General features: G+C 68.1%; 12 protein-coding genes. 2 read left to right on the forward strand and 10 right to left on the reverse strand.

Annotation, left to right across the window (positions count from 1 at the left end; genetic code table 11):
* Positions 1 to 31 precede the first annotated feature (31 nt).
* From paaA to AACH00_RS09010, 3 genes are all read right to left on the reverse strand, one after another.
* Positions 32 to 1,063: a 1,2-phenylacetyl-CoA epoxidase subunit PaaA gene (gene paaA / locus AACH00_RS09000; protein WP_341398768.1), complete on the reverse strand. Its 1,032-nt coding sequence runs from the start codon at positions 1,061 to 1,063 to the stop codon at positions 32 to 34.
* 40 nt (positions 1,064 to 1,103) lie between these two features.
* Positions 1,104 to 2,699 carry a 3-hydroxyacyl-CoA dehydrogenase gene (locus tag AACH00_RS09005; RefSeq protein WP_479723909.1) on the reverse strand — a complete coding sequence of 532 codons (1,596 nt, stop codon included), beginning with the start codon at positions 2,697 to 2,699 and terminating at the stop codon, positions 1,104 to 1,106.
* A 74-nt stretch (positions 2,700 to 2,773) separates the two neighbouring features.
* Complete coding sequence (locus tag AACH00_RS09010) at positions 2,774 to 5,326, reverse strand: ATP-binding protein (RefSeq protein ID WP_341398770.1); 2,553 nt, start codon at positions 5,324 to 5,326, stop codon at positions 2,774 to 2,776.
* Positions 5,327 to 5,525: 199 nt separating this feature from the next.
* On the opposite strand from AACH00_RS09010, the gene AACH00_RS09015 reads away from it, so the two are divergent.
* On the forward strand, positions 5,526 to 6,557 hold the full coding sequence (locus tag AACH00_RS09015; protein WP_341398771.1) for an RNA methyltransferase: 1,032 nt from the start codon (positions 5,526 to 5,528) through the stop codon (positions 6,555 to 6,557).
* A 34-nt stretch (positions 6,558 to 6,591) separates the two neighbouring features.
* Here the strand turns inward: AACH00_RS09015 and eda are convergent, their stop codons facing one another.
* From eda to AACH00_RS09030, 3 genes are all read right to left on the reverse strand, one after another.
* A complete protein-coding gene (gene eda, locus AACH00_RS09020; protein ID WP_341398772.1) occupies positions 6,592 to 7,212 on the reverse strand; it encodes a bifunctional 4-hydroxy-2-oxoglutarate aldolase/2-dehydro-3-deoxy-phosphogluconate aldolase in 621 nt (206 codons plus the stop codon).
* A 40-nt stretch (positions 7,213 to 7,252) separates the two neighbouring features.
* Positions 7,253 to 9,076, reverse strand: coding sequence for a phosphogluconate dehydratase (gene edd / locus AACH00_RS09025; RefSeq protein ID WP_341398773.1), 1,824 nt, complete (start codon positions 9,074 to 9,076; stop codon positions 7,253 to 7,255).
* Between the two features lie 91 nt (positions 9,077 to 9,167).
* The gene (locus AACH00_RS09030) at positions 9,168 to 9,785 is read right to left on the reverse strand and encodes a nucleotidyltransferase family protein (protein WP_341398774.1); all 618 of its coding nucleotides are present in this window, start codon (positions 9,783 to 9,785) and stop codon (positions 9,168 to 9,170) included.
* Between the two features lie 116 nt (positions 9,786 to 9,901).
* On the opposite strand from AACH00_RS09030, the gene pdxH reads away from it, so the two are divergent.
* On the forward strand, positions 9,902 to 10,540 hold the full coding sequence (gene pdxH / locus AACH00_RS09035; RefSeq protein WP_341398775.1) for a pyridoxamine 5'-phosphate oxidase: 639 nt from the start codon (positions 9,902 to 9,904) through the stop codon (positions 10,538 to 10,540).
* Positions 10,541 to 10,575: 35 nt separating this feature from the next.
* On the opposite strand, the gene AACH00_RS09040 is transcribed toward pdxH, so the two are convergent.
* From AACH00_RS09040 to AACH00_RS09055, 4 genes are all read right to left on the reverse strand, one after another.
* A complete protein-coding gene (locus AACH00_RS09040; protein ID WP_341398776.1) occupies positions 10,576 to 12,621 on the reverse strand; it encodes a TonB-dependent receptor in 2,046 nt (681 codons plus the stop codon).
* Between the two features lie 159 nt (positions 12,622 to 12,780).
* Positions 12,781 to 13,179 (reverse strand): hypothetical protein, encoded by a 399-nt coding sequence (locus tag AACH00_RS09045; RefSeq protein ID WP_341398777.1) that lies wholly within the window; start codon positions 13,177 to 13,179, stop codon positions 12,781 to 12,783.
* A gap of 4 nt (positions 13,180 to 13,183) precedes the next feature.
* Positions 13,184 to 13,720, reverse strand: a complete 537-nt coding sequence (msrA, locus tag AACH00_RS09050; RefSeq protein WP_341398778.1) for a peptide-methionine (S)-S-oxide reductase MsrA — start codon at positions 13,718 to 13,720, stop codon at positions 13,184 to 13,186.
* A gap of 45 nt (positions 13,721 to 13,765) precedes the next feature.
* On the reverse strand, positions 13,766 to 17,686 hold the full coding sequence (locus tag AACH00_RS09055) for a DUF748 domain-containing protein (protein ID WP_341398779.1): 3,921 nt from the start codon (positions 17,684 to 17,686) through the stop codon (positions 13,766 to 13,768).
* Positions 17,687 to 17,859: the final 173 nt, after the last annotated feature.

Consider the following 17,859-nt stretch of genomic DNA (forward strand, 5'->3'; position numbering starts at 1 on the left):
GTCGGCGGACGATGGTGTTCGGGAAGGCGCTTCAGGCCGCCTGGGCGGTGGCCGTGGCCGCGGCTTGTCGGGCAGCCCGTTTGGCAGCGTGGGCCAGCGCAGCCTCACGCACCCAGGCGCCGTCGTCCCACGCGGTCACGCGCTCGGCCAGGCGTTCCTGGTTGCACGGGCCGTCGCCGGCAATCACGCGCCAGAACTCGTCCCAGTCGATGTTGCCGAAGTCCCAATGGCCGCGCGCTTCGTTCCAGCGCAGGTCGGGGTCGGGCAGGCGCACACCGAGCACGGCGGCCTGGTCCACCGCCGCGTCGATGAACTTCTGGCGCAGGGTGTCGTTGCTGACACGCTTGATGCCCCAGCGCATGCTCTGCGCGCTGTTGGGCGACTGGTCATCCGGCGGGCCGAACATCATGATCGACGGCCACCACCAGCGGTTCACTGCGTCCTGCACCATGGCCTTCTGCGCCTCGGTGCCCTGCTGCATCATCACCATCAGGCTGTCGTAGCCCTGGCGCTGGTGGAAGCTTTCTTCGCGGCAGATGCGCACCATGGCGCGGGCGTAGGGCGCGTAGCTGCATCGGCAGATCGGCACCTGGTTCATGATCGCCGCGCCGTCCACCAGCCAGCCGATCACGCCCACATCGGCCCAGGTGAGCGTGGGGTAGTTGAAGATCGAGCTGTACTTGGCCTTGCCGGTGTGCAGCGCGTCGAGCATCTGGTCGCGGCTCTGGCCCAGGGTTTCAGCCGCGGCGTACAGGTACAGGCCGTGCCCACCTTCGTCCTGCACCTTGGCCAGCAGGATGGCCTTGCGCTTGAGCGACGGCGCACGCGTCACCCAGTTGCCTTCGGGCAGCATGCCGACGATCTCGCTGTGCGCGTGCTGGCTGATCTGGCGCAGCAGCGTCTTGCGGTAGTGATCGGGCATCCAGTCCTTGGCCTCGATGAACTCGCCGGCGTCAATGCGCGCATCAAACGCCGCCTGCCGTCCGAGGTCATCGGCGGAGCGCACGGCTGCGGGGTTGTCGCCGGGCTCTTTGCCGAGCGTGTCCATCGCCTGGGTGTACATGGTGTGTCCTTGTCAGCGTTTGAACGAGATGGGCCGGCCGTCAGGCGGCCGCTGGATGAAGCACCTGCCCGGTCAGGGCGGCACGGGTGAGGCGGGGTGCGCGGCGGTAACGCGCATCGCCGTAATGCTGGTGCAGGTGGGTGAGCACCTGCACGATCCGGATGGCCCCGAGGCTGTCGGCCCAGGCCAGCGGGCCGCGCGGGTAGGCGGTGCCCAGGCGCATGCCGGTGTCGATGTCGGCGGCGGTGGTGCCGGTCCAGGTCATCACGTCGGCCGCCTCATTGGCCAGACAAGCCACGGTGCGCATCACGCCCAGGCCGGCCACGTCGTCTAGGCCCAGCAGTGCGATGTTGGCCAGCGCCAGCAGGCCGGCCAGCGCGTCCAGCCCGGCACCGTCAGCCTGCGAGCTGGTGGCGCCCAGCGTGGTGGTGCTGGCGTAATCCAGGGCCAGGTCGAGCAGCAGCACGGGCCGCTGGTGTTGCTGGGCGCAGTCCGCCGCCGTTCGGCCGTCGGTCAGGCCCACCAGCGCCTCGCCCAGCGCGAGCATGCCGGCAGGCACTTCGGCGTCTGGCACCAGCACCGCGCCGGCGGCCTGCAGGCGCAGCAGCAGTGCGGCCAGTGGATGCGCCAGGCCCGAGCCTGATGCAGCAGCCAGCAAGTCAGGCGCACATGCCAGGGTGTGGTTGGCCGCCGAAAGCGAAGGCGGCATCACCACATTCGCCGCAGCAGCCACCGCCTCTGGCCGGTAGTCATGGAAGCCCTGACCGGACTTGCGGCCGAGCAAGCCAGCCCGCACCCGTTCCTGCTGCAGCAGGCTCGGTGCATAGCGGCTGTCAAACGCCGTGGCCTGGAACACCGATTCGGTGACTGCCAGGTTGACGTCGTTGCCGATCAGGTCCATCAGCTCGAAAGGCCCGAGCGCAAAGCCGCCGGCTTCACGCATCAGCCGGTCCAGCGTGGCGAAGCTGGCCAGGCCTTCCGAGGCCAGGCGCAAGGCCTCGGCGTAATACGGCCGGGCCACGCGGTTGACGATGAAGCCGGGCGCATTCGGCGCGGCCACCGGCACCTTGCCCCAGGCCTTCGACAGCGCCCGCAGCGGGGCCAGCAAGGCCGGGTTGGTGCGCAAGCCGGGGATGATCTCCACCAGCTTCATGCGGGTGGCCGGGTTGAAGAAGTGCCAGCCCACCACGCGGCCCGGGTGCTGCAGCGCCTGGGCCACGGCGGTGATGGAGATCGACGAGGTGTTGGTGGCCAGCACGGCGTGCGGCGCGACCAGCGCTTCCAGATCCTTGAACAGGGCCTGCTTGGGCTCCAGCCGCTCGACGATGGCCTCCACCAGCAAGCCGCACGCTGACAGATCCGACAGCGCGGCCGCGGGTGCAAGGCGGGCGAGCACCGCGTCGCGCTCGGCGTCGGTGAGCTTGCCACGGTGCACGGCGCCGGCCAGGTCATCGCCGATGCGCGCCACGGCGCGCTCCGCAGCCCCGGCCTGCATGTCGAACAGCCACACGGGGTGGCCGGCCTGCGCGGCCAACTGGGCGATGCCCGCCCCCATGGCGCCAGCGCCAATCACGCCAACGGGCGTGCCGGGATGCAATGCGGGGCTGTCAGGTGAGTGTTCTGTGGGCATGACAATTAATTAACCGACCGGTCGGTTAATGTAAAACTGGCACGGCCCCCTGCGCAAGCGCCGCCGGGCGGTGAAAACCCTCAGTCTCGAAGCGCGTGCCCGACCACCTGCCGCTGCGGCGGCAGTGCGTTGCCGGACAAGGCCTGATCGACCTCCCGGAGCATCACCGCCAGTTCGAAGGGCTTGGTGATGTAGGCGTTGAAACCCGCCCGCAGCGCGTCATGGATGAACTCGGGCATGGCATTGGCAGAGACCGCCAGCGCCGTCAGCCCCGCCTGCCCCGGCAAGGCCCGCAGCCGGCCCAGCAGCGTGGCACCGTCACCGTCCGGCAACATCATGTCGATCAGGGTCAGCCGCGGCGGATGCCGGCGCGCCATGACGATCGCCTCTGCCATCGACCCGGCGAATTGCAACACCAGCCCGGGCCGTCGCGACAGGCAGGCGCGCACCAGCTCCCGGTTCACCGGTTCGTCCTCAACCACCAGCACCACGCCCTGCGCAGCGGAGTCGACCGCGAGCACGCGCTGCAGGGACGCGTCGAAGCTCGCCATCGAGCTGGCGGCAGACACGGTGGGCGCCGGCGCCTGCGCGGCCGGCAGCACCAGCGTGAACGTGCTGCCCACGTTCACCACGCTGTGCACCCGCAGATCCCCCTGCATCAGCCGCACCAGCCGCTGGCAGATGGCCAGGCCGATGCCGGTGCCGGCAATGCCGCCGTTTTCGCGGCCGAGGCGGTTGAAGGGCTGGAACAGTTGCGCCTGCTGGGCGGCCGTCATGCCCAGCCCGGTGTCGATGACGGCCAGCTCCACGCGGTCGTCGACCAGGCGGGCGGCCAGCGTCACCTGGCCGCCGGGCCGGTTGTACTTGATGGCGTTGGACAGCAGGTTGATCAGTACCTGGCGCAGGCGCACGGCATCGGCCTCCACCCAGGGCGCCGGGCTCATGGCGCCAACCGGGTCGTCCTCGATCACCAGAGACACCCGATTGGCCAGGGCCTCGGTCTGCAAGGTCGACAGCACCTCCTGCAGCAATGGCCGCAAGGGCAAGGCCTCCGGGCGCAGGTGGATGACATCGGCATCGAGCCGGGACAAGTCGAGCAGGTCGTCGATCAAGGCCAGCAGGTGCCGACCAGCGCCGAGCACGCGGTCGACATGCACCTGATGAGGCCGCGCCAGCGGCGCCTGCCGGTCGCTCAGCAGGAGCTGCGAAAAACCCAGGATGGCGTTCAGCGGTGTACGCAGCTCATGGCTCATCCGCGACATGAACGCGCTCTTGGCCTGGTTGGCACGTTCCGCCAGCACACGACCCCGCTCGGCTTCCTCGGCGGCCTTGCGGCTGCTGATGTCGCGCATCACCACATTGGCCAGCCCGTTGCCCTGCGCCTGCTGCCGGTCCAGCGACGCCGACAGTTCGGCCTCGAAGGCCTGGCCGCCTCGCCGCCGCAATTGCACCGCCACCAGCCCCTGACCGTCTGAAGGCAGCTCGGCAAACCAGCTGCGGGCCTCGTCGCCCCCCGATTCACATTGCTCGAACAGCGAGGTACCCAGCAGCTCGTTCGCCGACACCCCCAGCAGCTTGCCCGCCGCGGGGTTGGCCGCGCGAATGACACCCGCCAGATCGACCCCCAGCACGCCATCCAGGTTCTGGTCGAACAGTTGCCGGTAGCGGGCCTCGCTCTGCGCCAGCCGGCTCATGGCCATGCGCTGACGTTGCCGGTTGCGCATCAGCACGGCGGCCAGCACGATGATCAGCACCGACCAGGCTGTTGCGCCGGCCACATGCACCATCGCGCGCTGGTGCACCGGCCCCATCACCACCGACACCGACGACGCCACCTCGGCCACCAGCGGAAACCGCTCCAGCTGCCGGTAGCTGACCAGCAACCGGCTGCCGTCCGCATCGGGCCGACCCTCGTAGTTGCCGAAAGGAGCATGCCGGAGTTCGCTGAACAGCTGCGACTGCGACACCCGCTGGCCAAAGCTCACGCGCTCGCCACGGCGCTGCACGCGGGTGACACCGTCAAGGCCGATCAAGGCCATCGACGCGTCGGCATCGAGATTCGAGCGCAGCAGGCCGCCGCTGAACATTTCGGGCCGCACCGACACCAGCACCACACCACCAAATTCACCATTCGCCAGCGTGATGCGGCGCGTCAGCGTCAGCACCCAGACACCCGTCTGCTTGCCCTGCAAAGGCACGCCCATGAACGGCACATCACGCGTCTCGCCCCTGTGCCAGATGAAGTATTCGCGCTCGGCCACCGATGTAGGCACGCCCGCGCGCAGCGACAGTTGAACCTGGCCAGTGGCATCCACCACGCCGATGTTGGTGATGCTGCCTTCGTCGACCTGCAGCTCGGTCAGCCAGGCCGCCACGTCGCGGGGCGGGTTCGGGCCGGTGAAATCGCGGCGTGCAACGCGCAGCAACTGATCAAGCGAATCCAGCGACTGCTCGACCTGCAGCTGCTGGGCCAGCACCAGGTTGTCGTTGCGTTGCACCTCGGCCAGCAGGCTTTGGTGCCGATCCAGCGCGATGAGCCCCGCCGCAATGCTCCAGACCAGCAAACACGCCGCCAACGCACCCTTGACGAGCGAATTGCTGAAGAACCGCGCCGGAAGACTGGATACCGCCATGCACTACCGCCTTGACAGAGGAAACCTCCGCGAAATCGACTGGGTCATGTGACGAGAGCTTGCAATTTACGCCTCCCCTACGAAATTGCACACTGTCCTGTCGGGGGAGTCAGACGATTCCCCGCAGCCTGAATTGCCTACACTGTGTGCCCGGCCCGGTGGCGACACACCGTGGTTCCTGCCGACGGCTCTTCATCCCATGCGCATTTCTGATTTCAAAACCCGTCTCCAGGACCTGGGCGCCCTGCCCGCCCACACCCAGCGCATCCTGCGGCATTGGGTGCAGGCCCGCCCGCTGGACGGCGGACGCAGCAAGAACGAGCACTTCCTGCCGGCCCAGGTGCGCGCCGAGCTGCCCGCGCTGTGGGCCGAGCTGCACGGGCTGGTGCAGGAAAAGTCGATGCACCCGGCCGAAGACGGCTCTGCCCGCTTGCTGGTGGGCCTGAACGATGGCCAGACCGTGGAAACCGTGCTGCTGCCGCGCGACGGGCTGTGCGTGTCGAGCCAGGTGGGCTGCGCCGTGGGTTGCCAGTTCTGCATGACGGGCACCGAGGGCCTGATCCGCCAGGTGGGCAGCGCAGAAATCGTGGCTCAGGTGGCCCTGGCCCGCAAACATCGTCCGGTGAAGAAGGTCGTGTTCATGGGCATGGGCGAGCCAGCCCACAACCTGGACAACGTGATGGAGGCCATCGAGTTGCTCGGCACGCTGGGCAACATCGGCCACAAGCAGCTGGTGTTCTCGACCGTGGGTGATGAGCGCGTGTTCGAGGTGCTCGACGCCGGGCCGGTGAAGCCGGCGCTGGCGCTGTCGCTGCACACCACCCGCGCCGATTTGCGAGCCAGCCTGCTGCCACGCGCCCCCCGCCTGACGCCGGACGAGCTGGTTGAGTTGAGCGAAGACTACGCACGCCGCACCGGCTACCCGGTGCAGGTGCAATGGACGCTGCTGGACGGGGTGAACGACACGCCCGAGGAAATCGACGGCATCGTGCGGCTGCTGACCGGCAAGTACGCCATCCTCAACATGATTCCGTACAACGCAGTGCCCGAGATGCCCTGGCAGCGGCCAAGCTGGGAGAAGGCCGCGGCCATTGCGCGCACGCTGCACCAGCGCGGCATCCTGACCAAGCTGCGCAACTCGGCCGGGCAGGACGTGGAAGGTGGCTGCGGCCAGCTGCGCGCCCGCGAAGCCGTGGGCCGGCCCCGCAGCATCCGCATCCTGCCGGCATGAAAAAACCGGCCTCAGGGGCCGGTTTTGCAATCGATCAGCGACGCAGCGCGCCAGCTTCCTTGGCGAGCTGCGTGATGCGGGCCCAATCGCCCGCCTTCACCGCGTCCGCCGGGGTCAGCCAGGAACCACCGCACACCTTGACGTTCGGCAGGCCGAGGAAGTCAGGCGCCGTGGCCGGCGTGATGCCGCCGGTCGGGCAGAACACCACGTCCGGGAAAGGGCCCGCCAGGGCCTTCAACATGGGAATACCGCCGGCGGCCGTGGCCGGGAAGAACTTCAGGAAGTTCAGGCCGTCCGCCTGCGCCGCCATCACTTCGCTGGCCGTGGCGACGCCCGGCAGCAAAGGCAGGCCGACTTCGCGGCAGGCCGCACCCACCTCGGCGGTGTAACCCGGGCTGACACCAAACACGGCACCCGCCGCCTTGGCCGCACGCGCATCTGCCGCGCTGCGGATGGTGCCTGCGCCGACGATGGCACCCGGCACCGCGCACATCGCACGAATGGCCTCCAGCGCCACCGGCGTGCGCAGCGTCACCTCCAGCACACGCACACCACCCGCCACCAGCGCCTCCGCCAGGGGCACCGCGTCCTCCAGACGATCAATCACGATCACCGGAATCACCGGGCCATGCGTCACCAAATCAAGCGTGTTCATCATCAAAATTGGGGTCAGAGTCAGTTAAATGAGGTGCGGCTCACAGCCACGAGCAAGCGCCTTCTTCGGCGGCATTGACGTTGCGGCGCAGGCCGGCAAACAGCTCTCGGCCCAGGCCGTAGCCATGCGCATCGGCCAGCGCGTCGTCGCGCACGGCCGGCACACGGGCGGCCCATTCGGCCTCGGAGACCAGCGCTTCCAGCGTGCCGGCAACGGCGTCCAGACGGATCAAGTCACCTGTGCGGACCTTGCCGAGCGGACCGCCCGACAGCGCTTCCGGGCTGACATGGATGGCGGCCGGCACCTTGCCTGACGCGCCGCTCATGCGGCCATCAGTGACCAGCGCCACCTTGAAACCACGGCCCTGCAGCACGGCCAGCGGCGGGGTGAGCTTGTGCAGCTCAGGCATGCCGTTGGCCTGCGGACCCTGGAAGCGGACGACAGCGATGAAGTCACGGTCCAGCTCGCCCGCCTTGAAGGCGTTCTGCAGGGATTCCTGGGTCTCGAACACGATCGCCGGGGCTTCCACCACATGGCGGTCTTCCGGCACGGCCGACACCTTGATGACCGAGCGGCCCAGGTTGCCGGCCAGCAGCTTCAAGCCGCCCGTGGCAGAGAACGGTGCAGCCACACCGCGCAGCACCGTCTCGTCGCCGCTGGCTTCGGGCAGGTCTTGCCAGGCCACGCCGGCCGCCTGCAGCACCGGCTGCTGGGCCTGGGCGCGCAAACCGCCCGCGGCCACGGCACCGGCATCGGCATGCATCAGGCCGCCGTCCATCAGCTCACGCAGCACGAAGCTGGTGCCACCCGCTGCCTGGAACTGGTTCACGTCAGCAGAGCCGTTCGGATAGACACGCGCCAGCAGCGGCACCACGGCCGACAGATCGGAGAAGTCGGTCCAGTCGATCAGGATGCCCGCGGCACGCGCCACCGCCACCCAGTGGATCAGGTGGTTGGTGGAACCGCCAGTGGCGAGCAGCGCGACCATTGCGTTGACGATGCAGCGCTCGTCGACCAGGTGACCGATGGGCATGTCGCGGCGCGACGGCAGCAGGTCGAGCACCGTGCCCACGGCTTCGCGGGTCAGGGCCTCGCGCAGCGGCGTGCCCGGGTGAATGAACGCGGCGCCTGGCAGGTGCAGGCCCATGGCTTCCAGCAGCATCTGGTTCGAATTGGCAGTGCCGTAGAAGGTGCAGGTGCCGGGGCTGTGATACGCGGCCTGCTCGGCCTTCAGCAACTCGTCGCGGCCGACCAGGCCTTGCGCCGCCTGCTCACGCACCTTGGCCTTGTCGCCATTCGACAAGCCCGACGCCATCGGACCAGCCGGAATGAACACGCACGGCAGATGGCCGAATTGCAGGGCGCCGATCAGCAGGCCCGGCACGATCTTGTCGCAGATGCCCAGCAGCAGGGCGGCGTCAAACACGTCGTGCGACAGGGCGATGGCCGTGCTCATCGCGATGGTGTCGCGCGAGAACAGGCTGAGCTCCATGCCGGCGTAACCCTGGGTGACGCCGTCGCACATCGCGGGCACGCCGCCGGCCACCTGGACCGTGGCACCGAGTTTCAGCGCGGTTTCACGAATGATTGCGGGATAACCCTCGTAGGGCTGGTGCGCCGACAGCATGTCGTTGTACGCCGTGACGATGCCGATGTTGGGGGCCTTCTCGGCCACCACACGGAATTTGTCAGAGCCCGGCATGCCGGCGAACGCGTGGGCCACATTGGCGCAGCCCATGCGGTCTACCCCGCGAGGGCGACGGCGCATGGCGTCCACACGTTGCAGGTAGGCGCCGCGCAAGGTGGCGCTGCGCTCACGGATGCGCGCGGTGACCGCAGCGACTACAGGGTTCAGAGTGCTCATGGACCGAATGGGTTGGGGTCGTAACCGATTCGGCAATTATCACGTAACTAGGTTACATGGTCAAACCAAGAACATCCCCTGACACGAGGGTTCAGAAGGTCGACAAAGGACTGCCGTCGTCAGCAGCGGCCAGCATGCGCGCCATGTCATCAACCGTGTCGAGGTCTTCCAGCACGCCCGGGTCGTCGAGCTCCAGCGCATGCGCCGGGTAGCGTGCCAGCACGCGGCGGGCGCCGTCGGGGCCGCTCAGGCGCACGAGGTCAGAGTACAGCTCGGCGCTGAAACCCACAGGGTGCCCGCGCCGCCCATGGAACTGCGCAAAACACACCGGATGCTGGCCCAGCTGCGCTGCCACCGCGTTCAGGCTGTCGGGGCGCACGAGCGGCATGTCGCCGGGAAGAATCAGCCAGCCACCGGCACCGGCCCGTGCAGAGACGCCCGCGGCGATTGAGTCTCCCATGCCACCTGCGCCCGGCCCCTGCGGGCCCGTCAGCACGACGATGTCGCGTCGCGCCACCCAGTGCTTGGCGTCGTCTACCAGCGCGGGCGTGGTGACCACCACCACCGGCAAGCCACTGGCAATCGCCCGACCCACGGTTTGTCCCAGCACGGTGGACGTGCCGAAGGGCTCCGCGAGCTTGTGCCGCGGACCGGCATAGCGTGACCCGAGACCAGCGGCCAGAACGATCACGACGGGGGAAGAACTCATGCAGAAAGCCAAAGTGAAGCGTGAGGTTGTAACTAGTTTCAGAGAATGGGTGCGAACCGGCAGCAAACACAGTCGGACGATCACCTAAGGCATTTCCCTCGACCTACACTGCCCCCATGGAAGACCTTGCCCACCTGCGGAAAAGCTATGAGCGTGATGCGCTCGAGGAAGACGCTGCGGCCGACCAGCCGATGCGCCAATTTGAACAATGGTTGCATGAGGCACTGACGGCCAACATCCCCGAGCCCAATGCCATGACGCTGGCGACGGTCGGGCCGGACGGCCGCCCGTCGACCCGCATCGTGCTGATCAAGGGCTCTGACGCCCGCGGCATTGTCTGGTACACCAACTACGACAGCCGCAAGGGTCGCGAGCTGGCTGCCCATCCATTTGCCGCGCTGCAGTTCCACTGGGTGGAGCAGGAGCGCGTGGTTCGCATCGAAGGCCGCGTCGAACGGGTGAGTGACGAGGAATCCGATGCGTATTTCCAGTCACGGCCACTGGATTCTCGCCTCGGAGCCTGGGCCTCGCCACAGAGCCAGGTGATCAGCTCGCGGGCGGTGCTGGTTGCGAATGCCGCCAAGGCCGCAGCGCAGCACGGTCTGCACCCGCCGCGCCCGCCCCACTGGGGTGGCTTCCGGCTGGTGCCAGACACCTGGGAGTTCTGGCAGGGCCGCAAATCCCGGCTGCATGACCGTCTGCGCTACACACTGGCACAGAACGGCCAGTGGCAGCGAGACCGACTGGCCCCCTGAACGAAGCGCCCCACTCTTCGGGGCGCCTCGTCAGATCAGAAGCGCACCCGCACGCCGGCCGTCGCGGCGCGACCCGGCATGGGCGAGAGGTCTCGCACCGTGCGGATGGCGCTGGCGTTGTAGGCCAGCTCATTGCCCAGGTTGTCCAGCTTCAGGAACCAAAGGGCGTCGGCCTGCGCCCAGCGCGTCTGCGTGCTCACGCCCAGGTTGAACAAGTTGGCCGAGGCCGTGGCCACATCGGTCGACGGCACCCGCCCCTGGCGAGCCAGGTGCTTGAAGCCGAGATCGAACTGCCAGCCGCTGTGGCGCAACGCCAGACCCAGTTGAACGCGCATCGGCGCGATGCGCGGCAAGGCCTCGCCGGTGTCGCGCTCAGTGCCGCGGGTAAGGTCGATGCCGGCGGTGCCGTCGAGCTGCCAGGCGCCTGACAGCAAGCGGTGGCGGGCTTCCACTTCCAGGCCGTGCAGCCGCGCTGGCACGCCCTTGAAGACATACTCGGGTGAGCCATCGATTTCTGCGCCACTGGCTGACAGCGCCAGGTAGTTGGCGAACTGCATGTGCCAGAAGTTCACCCGGAAGCTGTCGTCAGGGCCTGCAGCGAACTGCGCCCCCACCTCGGCATGGGTACTGCGTTCCAGACCCAGGGTCGTGTCACCCCGCTCATAGGCAGCCGTGGCCACGTGCTGGCCGTTGGCAAACAGCTCGTAATAGGCGGGAGCCCGCTGGGTGCTGCCCACCGCGGCCGTGAGCGCCCAGCGCGGCGACAGTGCCCAGCGCGCCGAGGCTGAACCACTCATCGGCGTGAACCGGCGGCTGTCGGCGGCGCCAAAGCGCGGCTCGGCCGCATCGGCGGCATCACCGTCCGAGCGCACCGTCACACGCTCGGCACGCAGGCCGAAGCTCAGGGTCAGATCGCCCTGGCGCCACTCCTCCAGCCCGAACACGGCCAGCGACCGGGTACGGGTGGCAGGCACGAAGGCCTCTTCGCCCAGGGCGGAGAAATCCATGCTTTCCGCCTGCAGGCCGACCACGCCCTGCAGCCCGGGCGCCAGCGGCACATGGCGGGCTTCGACGCGCAAGGCATCGCCCGTGCTGCGGAACGTGGTGCCTACCTCGCCGGTGCCCTCCACTTCCTGGTGCTGGTACTTGCTGTGGTCATACCGGACGCTGACCTGCGTGAAAGGGCCCGACAACTGACGACGCTCACCGGCCAGGCTGAACCGGTCCCGCTTCATCTGGATGCCGACGTCGGGCTCGACCGTGACGCCGTAGTCCTGGCGGAAGCTGTCGACCGAGGCGCCGACATAACCTTGGGCATCGGCCCAGGAAGCGCCGACCGCACCACCGTGCGAATCAGATGCCGAGTTGCGGACGCGACGGGTCGGATCGCCGGCGACACCGTCCTCGACGGGCGTGAACAGCGGCACGCGCTGGTCAGACGTCTGCCGACGGAAGCCGTCCACATGCCAGTTCAAACCGTTGCCACCGCCCTCGACCAGGGCGGAGGTGGCGCGCTCGGCGCTGGCACCACCGAGCCGGAGCTCGGCGCGGCCGCCCAGACCGTCGAGCGCACTGACGGGAATGCGGTTGTCCATGGAATTGACTGCACCGCCAGTGGCATTGCCGCCATACAGCAACGCAGCCGGCCCGCGCAGTACTTCAATGCGCTCGAGCACCAGCGGATCCACCGGCACCGCATGGTCGAAGCTGAGGTTGGAGGCGTCGATGGACGCACCACCGTTGTCCATCAAGCGGACGCGGTCACCGTCCAGGCCCCGAATCACAGGGCGATTGGCATTGGGGCCAAAACCGGTGGACGCCACGCCGGGCAGGCCGTCCAGCGTTTCACCCAGCGTGCCGGCGCGGCGCAGCGTCAGCGCGTCACCGGTCAGGGCGGTGCTGGCCTGTACCGGGTCACTGCCCAGGGGATTGCCGGTGACCACCACCTGGGCGGCCGGGCTGGCGGCGGGGGTTGATGGCTTCGCCTGCGTAGGTTCGGCGGCCAGAGCGGCTGGGGCGGAAATGGCAGAAAACGCGCACGCAATGGCAGCAGCAAGCGCCAGGGAATGAGGAGCAAACATGTATGGAACCGATTCAGATGGGGTGTGCCGACGTGCGGCGCGCAGCAAGCAATGCAGCAAGCAACACAACACGACGCGGCGGAACGCTTGGCGCCAAGGGCCTGGAGTGGCAGCAAGGGCAAGCAATCCGGCTGTCAGAAGCCGGGTGACAACGGGGAATCAGACCGTTGTCGGGGGGCCCCGGGCGAGGTAGCCCGCGATGAACCGCGAAGGCAGCGCCGCCAGTGGTGCGGGCGCCGGCACGAGGTGGGCGAAGGCGAACACCGCCAACTCGGGTGCAGGCCCGCCGAGGGCGTCGGCCCACAGCAATTGATCCAGCAGCCGACAGTCCGCGCTGGCGGCCTGGTGTTGCCAGCGGTCAGACGCACTGGCGGCGTCGGTCTCGGCCGCCGGCGCGCCCGCAGTGGCTGAAGCAACTGCAGCAGGCAAGGCCAGCCCGCGGGCATGCACCAGGTGGTGGATGCCGCCCAGCCCCTGCGCCAGCAGCAGCACGGCCACCAGCCAGCCTGCACACCGCAGGCTGAGTGGTTGTCCGGAGCGCCAGCGCGAAAGGCTCATGGCTTCAATCGGATGCGCGGGCGAGGCGCGCGAAGGTCTGGCGGAACTTGGCCACCTTCGGGGCCACCACGAACGCGCAATACCCTTGGCCAGGGTGATTGGCGAAGTAGTGCTGGTGGTAGTCCTCGGCCTTGCTGTAGTTGTCCAGCGGCAGCACTTCGGTCACCACCCGGCCGCCCGCAGCGGCATCGGCCTCGGCCAGCACCTCGCGGATCACGGCTTCGTCAGCCAGGTCGTCAAAGTAGATGCCGGAGCGGTACTGGGTGCCCACGTCATTGCCCTGGCGGTTCAGGCTGGTGGCGTCGTGCACCACGAAGAAGATCTCCAGCACGTCCCGCAAACTGATCTCGGCGGTGTCGAAGGTCACCCGCACGACTTCGTTGTGGCCGGTCTGGCCGGTGCACACCTGCTCGTAGCTGGGGTTGTTGACATGGCCGTTCGAGTAACCCGACTCCACGGCCACCACGCCGCGAACCTGCTCGTAAACGGCCTCAGTGCACCAGAAGCAGCCGCCGCCGAGGGTGATGGTGTGTGTCTGCATGCGTGTTGCCTTGGTCATTGCTCGATATCAAGAGTGTGCCTGAGCTTACTGGGTTCCCAGACCGAGCTGGGCGCGGGGCGTCCAGCCGGGTTCGGTGTCACCGGCCGGGCGCAGGCGCGGCGCGGCTAGGAACACCCGCTCGTTCGGCAGCCCCAGCGCGATCACCGCGTCGCGCACGGCAATGCCGCGTTGCAGCGCGAGCTCACGGGCCACATCGGAGTTGACCACATGACTGGCTTTCAGGCGCGCCGTCATCTCTTCCACCGGCAGGTCCTTCAGCAAGCCGACCACGTTGCGCGGCTTGTCAGGCATGGGCGTGTCTGCATAAAGGCGCTTGACCAAGGTCAGGCGTTGCGCGGCGGTCAGCGCCGGCAAGGGGGCACCTGCGGCCTGGCCCGCGCCCGCGGCTTCCTTGCGCTGCAGCGCCAGCAGGCGGTCTTCCAGCCAGGCGTCCTGGATGGCTTGCCGCTCCTGTTCGACGTCAACTGCGCCGGTGATGGTGAGCTTGAGGGCCGGACGATCGGCGAGCGCCTCGCCGACGCGGCCGATGACCGTCTTGGCGGAATCAGACAGGCGCACAGCCCCCGGCTCGAAGGCCACCACGCTCAGGTCTTCCCCCTGCCCGCCTGACAACAAGGCGAAGGGCGAGGTGATGGCCTTGCCCAGCAGGTTGACCAGCACCTTCACCACCAGGCTGCCCACGCTGAACTGCGGGTCGTTCACCGATCCGCCAATCGGCAGGTTCAGGTCAATCACGCCGTTGCGGTCTTTCAGCAGCGCCACAGCCAGTTGCACCGGCAGACGCGTCGCATCGGGGCTGTCGATGCGCTCACCGAAGGTCAACTGGTTCAGGATGATCTGGTTGGAAGCGGTGAGCTGGCCGTCGGGTTGGATCCGGTAAGCCAGGGCCATGGTCAGCTTGCCGCGCTCGATGGCGTAACCGGCGTACTTGCCGGCGTAGGGCGACAGCGGCGCCAACTCGAGATCTGTCGCCTTGGCCTTCACGTCCAGCGCCAAGGGCCGGGCCGTGGGGTTCAAGGTGCCTTGAATGTCCAGGCCCCCGGTGCCGGCGACCTTGCCCTTCAAGGCCAGGTTGGCCAACTCGCCCGAGCCACTGCGGAACGCACCCAGCGTGCCCGACAAGGCGCGGATGTCGGCGCTGTAGTTCGGGCGGATGAAGCGGTCGGTGAAATCAATGCGGCTGTCGATCAGGCGCACGCCGGCGATGTCGATCTCGACGGGCAGGTCGTTGGAGGGCGCGGTTGCGGTGGTGGCAGCGGTGGTAGCTGCCGCGCTGGCCGGCGGCGTGGACACGGCCGAAGCTGCAGCCGACGTGCCGGTAGCGGGCACGGTCGATGCGACGGCCGATGCAACTGCCGATGCGGCGGCTGGGGGTGCAGCGGGCGCCGCCAGATCACGCAGATTCAGATGCCCCTGCTCCGTGACCAGCAAGCTGGCGTACAGATGGTCAAGAACCACCTCGCCCAGCTTGATGCGGGGCCGGCTGCCCGGGGTCATCACCACCGACAGGCCCGGCAAGGCCAGCGAATTCCAGCTCAGCAAAGGCTCTGAGTGAACCACCTTGCCCTGACGGCCATGCACGTCCAGGTCCGCCAGGCGGGCATCACCCTGAACGGTCAGCCGCATGCCATCGGCAGCCTGCTGCCAGCGTACATCGCCCTGCCAACCCAGCGCACCACGCAGCAAGGCCACCGGCATCGCATCACCGGCATAAACAGCCAACGGCGCAAGCGGCAGGCGGTCCAGGCGGGTCTTGCCCTGGAAAGACAGGGGCAATAAGCCAGCGCGTCCCTTGACCGACACCGCGCCCCAACCGCTACGCGGCTGGCCAGGCTGGCCGAGCTTCGCATCCAGGCTGAGGCCAACCAGCGACTGCGGTGCAGCGGGCCATTGCACGCCGTCGAGCGACAGCTGCAGGGCATCCAGCTCCAGGGCCACCGGAGCATCAGCGCCCGGCAAGGTGTCTTGCCAGGCGAGTTTGCCGCCCGCGACACGCGCCTGATTCAAACGAACCTGCCAAGCCGGCGCGCCCGACGCGGCTTGAGCCACAGGCGGGCTCGGCGGCGCATTGGTCGTCGCGCCCTTGTCCGGCGCAGGCAACACCCACTGCGCCAGATTGAGCTGCCCCGCAGCATCGCGCACGAGCCTGAGCGCCGGTTGCTGCCAGTTCACTTCCTGCAGGCTCACGACGCGGCGCGCCAGATCAATACGCGCATCCTTCACCGACAGGCTGCGCCAGGTCACCTCCGGCGACGCCGATGCCGTGGCGGCGGGCCAACTGCCCGCACGCAACTGGTCAACCGAGAAGGTGCGCACCAGCACCTCGGGCAATTCGGCACCCGGCAAGCCCTTCCAGTTGGCTTGAACGTCCAGCGAAACATCGCCGTCCAAGCGCGCCTGCACCGCTTGCTGCAGGTATGGCCGGAAGAGCGACAACGCCCAGCGCTCCGCCTGCAGTTGCGCTTCGCCGCCATCAACACTGGCCTTGGCTGAGAGCTGGAAGCTGGCCGAAGTGGCTGGCGCTGGTGCAGCCTTCTCCGTTGTCAGTGCAGTCGCGGCGGTGGTTTTCACAGGAGGCTTCGCCGGCGGCTTCACCTGCGTCGTCGCGAGAGCGTTATTCACCTTGCCATCCAGCGCCGACAACTGCCCGGCCAGCGCCAGCGTCGCAGCGGCTGCATCCGGCTTCAAGGGCCAGCTCAGGTTCGCCACATCCAGGCTCAGGCCACTCGACAGCAAGGCCGCGCCCGGGCGGGTGGTGGCATCACGCCAGGCCACCTCGCCGTCACGCAGCTGAAACTCGCGCAAGCTGAGCTTCCAGGCGGCTTCATCAGGGGCGACCGGCGCATCCTTGGGCGCGCGAGGCGAGGCGGCAGGCTTGGGTTCGCTGCTGGCCACGGGCAGCCCTGCGAAGCGGCCATTGGCGAGGCGATCCAGCGTCAGGCGCGGGCCGTCGAGCGATACCCGGCCCAGCGCCAACTCACGGCGAAAGACCTGCAGGTCATCCAGGTGCACCTGCAACAAGCGCCAGTCGGCCAGCGGCTGCCCACCGGCGCCCACCAGGGCGGGCTGAGCGACAGACACGTCGCCCTTCAGGCCCACGCGCGGCGCGCCACCGGCCGGCAAGGCGAAGCCGAGCGTCAAGTCCAACGCCAGTTGGCCAGCCGTCGGGCGCACGGGCAAGCCGGCTGGCAGGTAAGGCAGCCACTGCGCCAGGTCAATCTGGCCAGTCTTCAGGCGCAGCTCGCCAGGCTCACCGGGCGCAAACGGGGCCGCAGAGGCGGAGGTGTTCACGGCGGTGCCGTCCAGCACGAAGTTCAGCTGCGGCTGCACCTTCACCTTCACGTCCGCGTCATCCAGATTGGCCATGAACGGCAGGCCGACGCGAATGTCCGAGACCACATGCGTGCGCTTGACCGGTTCATCGACGAACTCGATGTTCGCGTTGTCGACTTCGACGTTGTAGAGCGCAAAGCGCGGCGGCGGGGTCTTGGGGTCCGACTTGGTCGAGGCGGACGCGTCCTGCACGCGCTTGATCACATCGTCGATGTCGTAATGGCCATCGGCGGTGCGCACCAGCCGCAACTTCAGGCCCGCCAGCTGCACCGCATCCATGATCGGCGCCGCGCGAACGATCGACCGCCAGTTGGCGCTGACGCTGAGCGACGCCCACTGCAGCGTCGGGGGCTGCCCCGCCGTGGCCGAAGCCACTTCGACGTCATTGAGCTGCGCAGTCAGGCTCCAGGGGTGGATATTGACCGACCCCACGGTGACGGTGCGGCCGCTGAAGGCGGACAGCTCCGACGACAGCGCCTTGCGCACCAGCGGCGGCGCCACCAGCCAGAGCAGACCCACGATCAGGGCCAGGGTGCCCAGCAACCACTTGGCAGCACGACGGCCACGCGAAGGAGAGACACGGACAGGTTCGGCAGCAACAGACTCGGACATCGACAAACGCACTCAGACAGTTATCAACAAACAACGTTCAACGGCTCGTCATGAACGACGAAGCCCCTCGACGCCGTTGCCGACGCGAGGGGCCTGTGGGTGGCATGACGCCGCCCTGCGGAGATCCGGAGAATGAAGTCCGGGGCTCCAAAGGCGCTGGTATGGCGCCTGGT

The organism is Ideonella margarita, assembly GCF_038066635.1.
In the GTDB taxonomy this organism is placed as follows: Bacteria; Pseudomonadota; Gammaproteobacteria; order Burkholderiales; family Burkholderiaceae_C; genus Ideonella; species Ideonella margarita.

Excerpts from the sequence above, each read along its gene's own strand:
- paaA (WP_341398768.1), bottom strand. The coding sequence starts at position 1,063 with ATGTACACCCAGGCGATGGACACGCTCGGCAAAGAGCCCGGCGACAAC.
- AACH00_RS09010 (WP_341398770.1), bottom strand. The coding sequence starts at position 5,326 with ATGGCGGTATCCAGTCTTCCGGCGCGGTTCTTCAGCAATTCGCTCGTC.
- AACH00_RS09015 (WP_341398771.1), top strand. The coding sequence starts at position 5,526 with ATGCGCATTTCTGATTTCAAAACCCGTCTCCAGGACCTGGGCGCCCTG.
- eda (WP_341398772.1), bottom strand. The coding sequence starts at position 7,212 with ATGAACACGCTTGATTTGGTGACGCATGGCCCGGTGATTCCGGTGATC.
- edd (WP_341398773.1), bottom strand. The coding sequence starts at position 9,076 with ATGAGCACTCTGAACCCTGTAGTCGCTGCGGTCACCGCGCGCATCCGT.
- AACH00_RS09030 (WP_341398774.1), bottom strand. The coding sequence starts at position 9,785 with ATGAGTTCTTCCCCCGTCGTGATCGTTCTGGCCGCTGGTCTCGGGTCA.
- pdxH (WP_341398775.1), top strand. The coding sequence starts at position 9,902 with ATGGAAGACCTTGCCCACCTGCGGAAAAGCTATGAGCGTGATGCGCTC.
- AACH00_RS09040 (WP_341398776.1), bottom strand. The coding sequence starts at position 12,621 with ATGTTTGCTCCTCATTCCCTGGCGCTTGCTGCTGCCATTGCGTGCGCG.
- AACH00_RS09045 (WP_341398777.1), bottom strand. The coding sequence starts at position 13,179 with ATGAGCCTTTCGCGCTGGCGCTCCGGACAACCACTCAGCCTGCGGTGT.
- msrA (WP_341398778.1), bottom strand. The coding sequence starts at position 13,720 with ATGCAGACACACACCATCACCCTCGGCGGCGGCTGCTTCTGGTGCACT.
- AACH00_RS09055 (WP_341398779.1), bottom strand. The coding sequence starts at position 17,686 with ATGTCCGAGTCTGTTGCTGCCGAACCTGTCCGTGTCTCTCCTTCGCGT.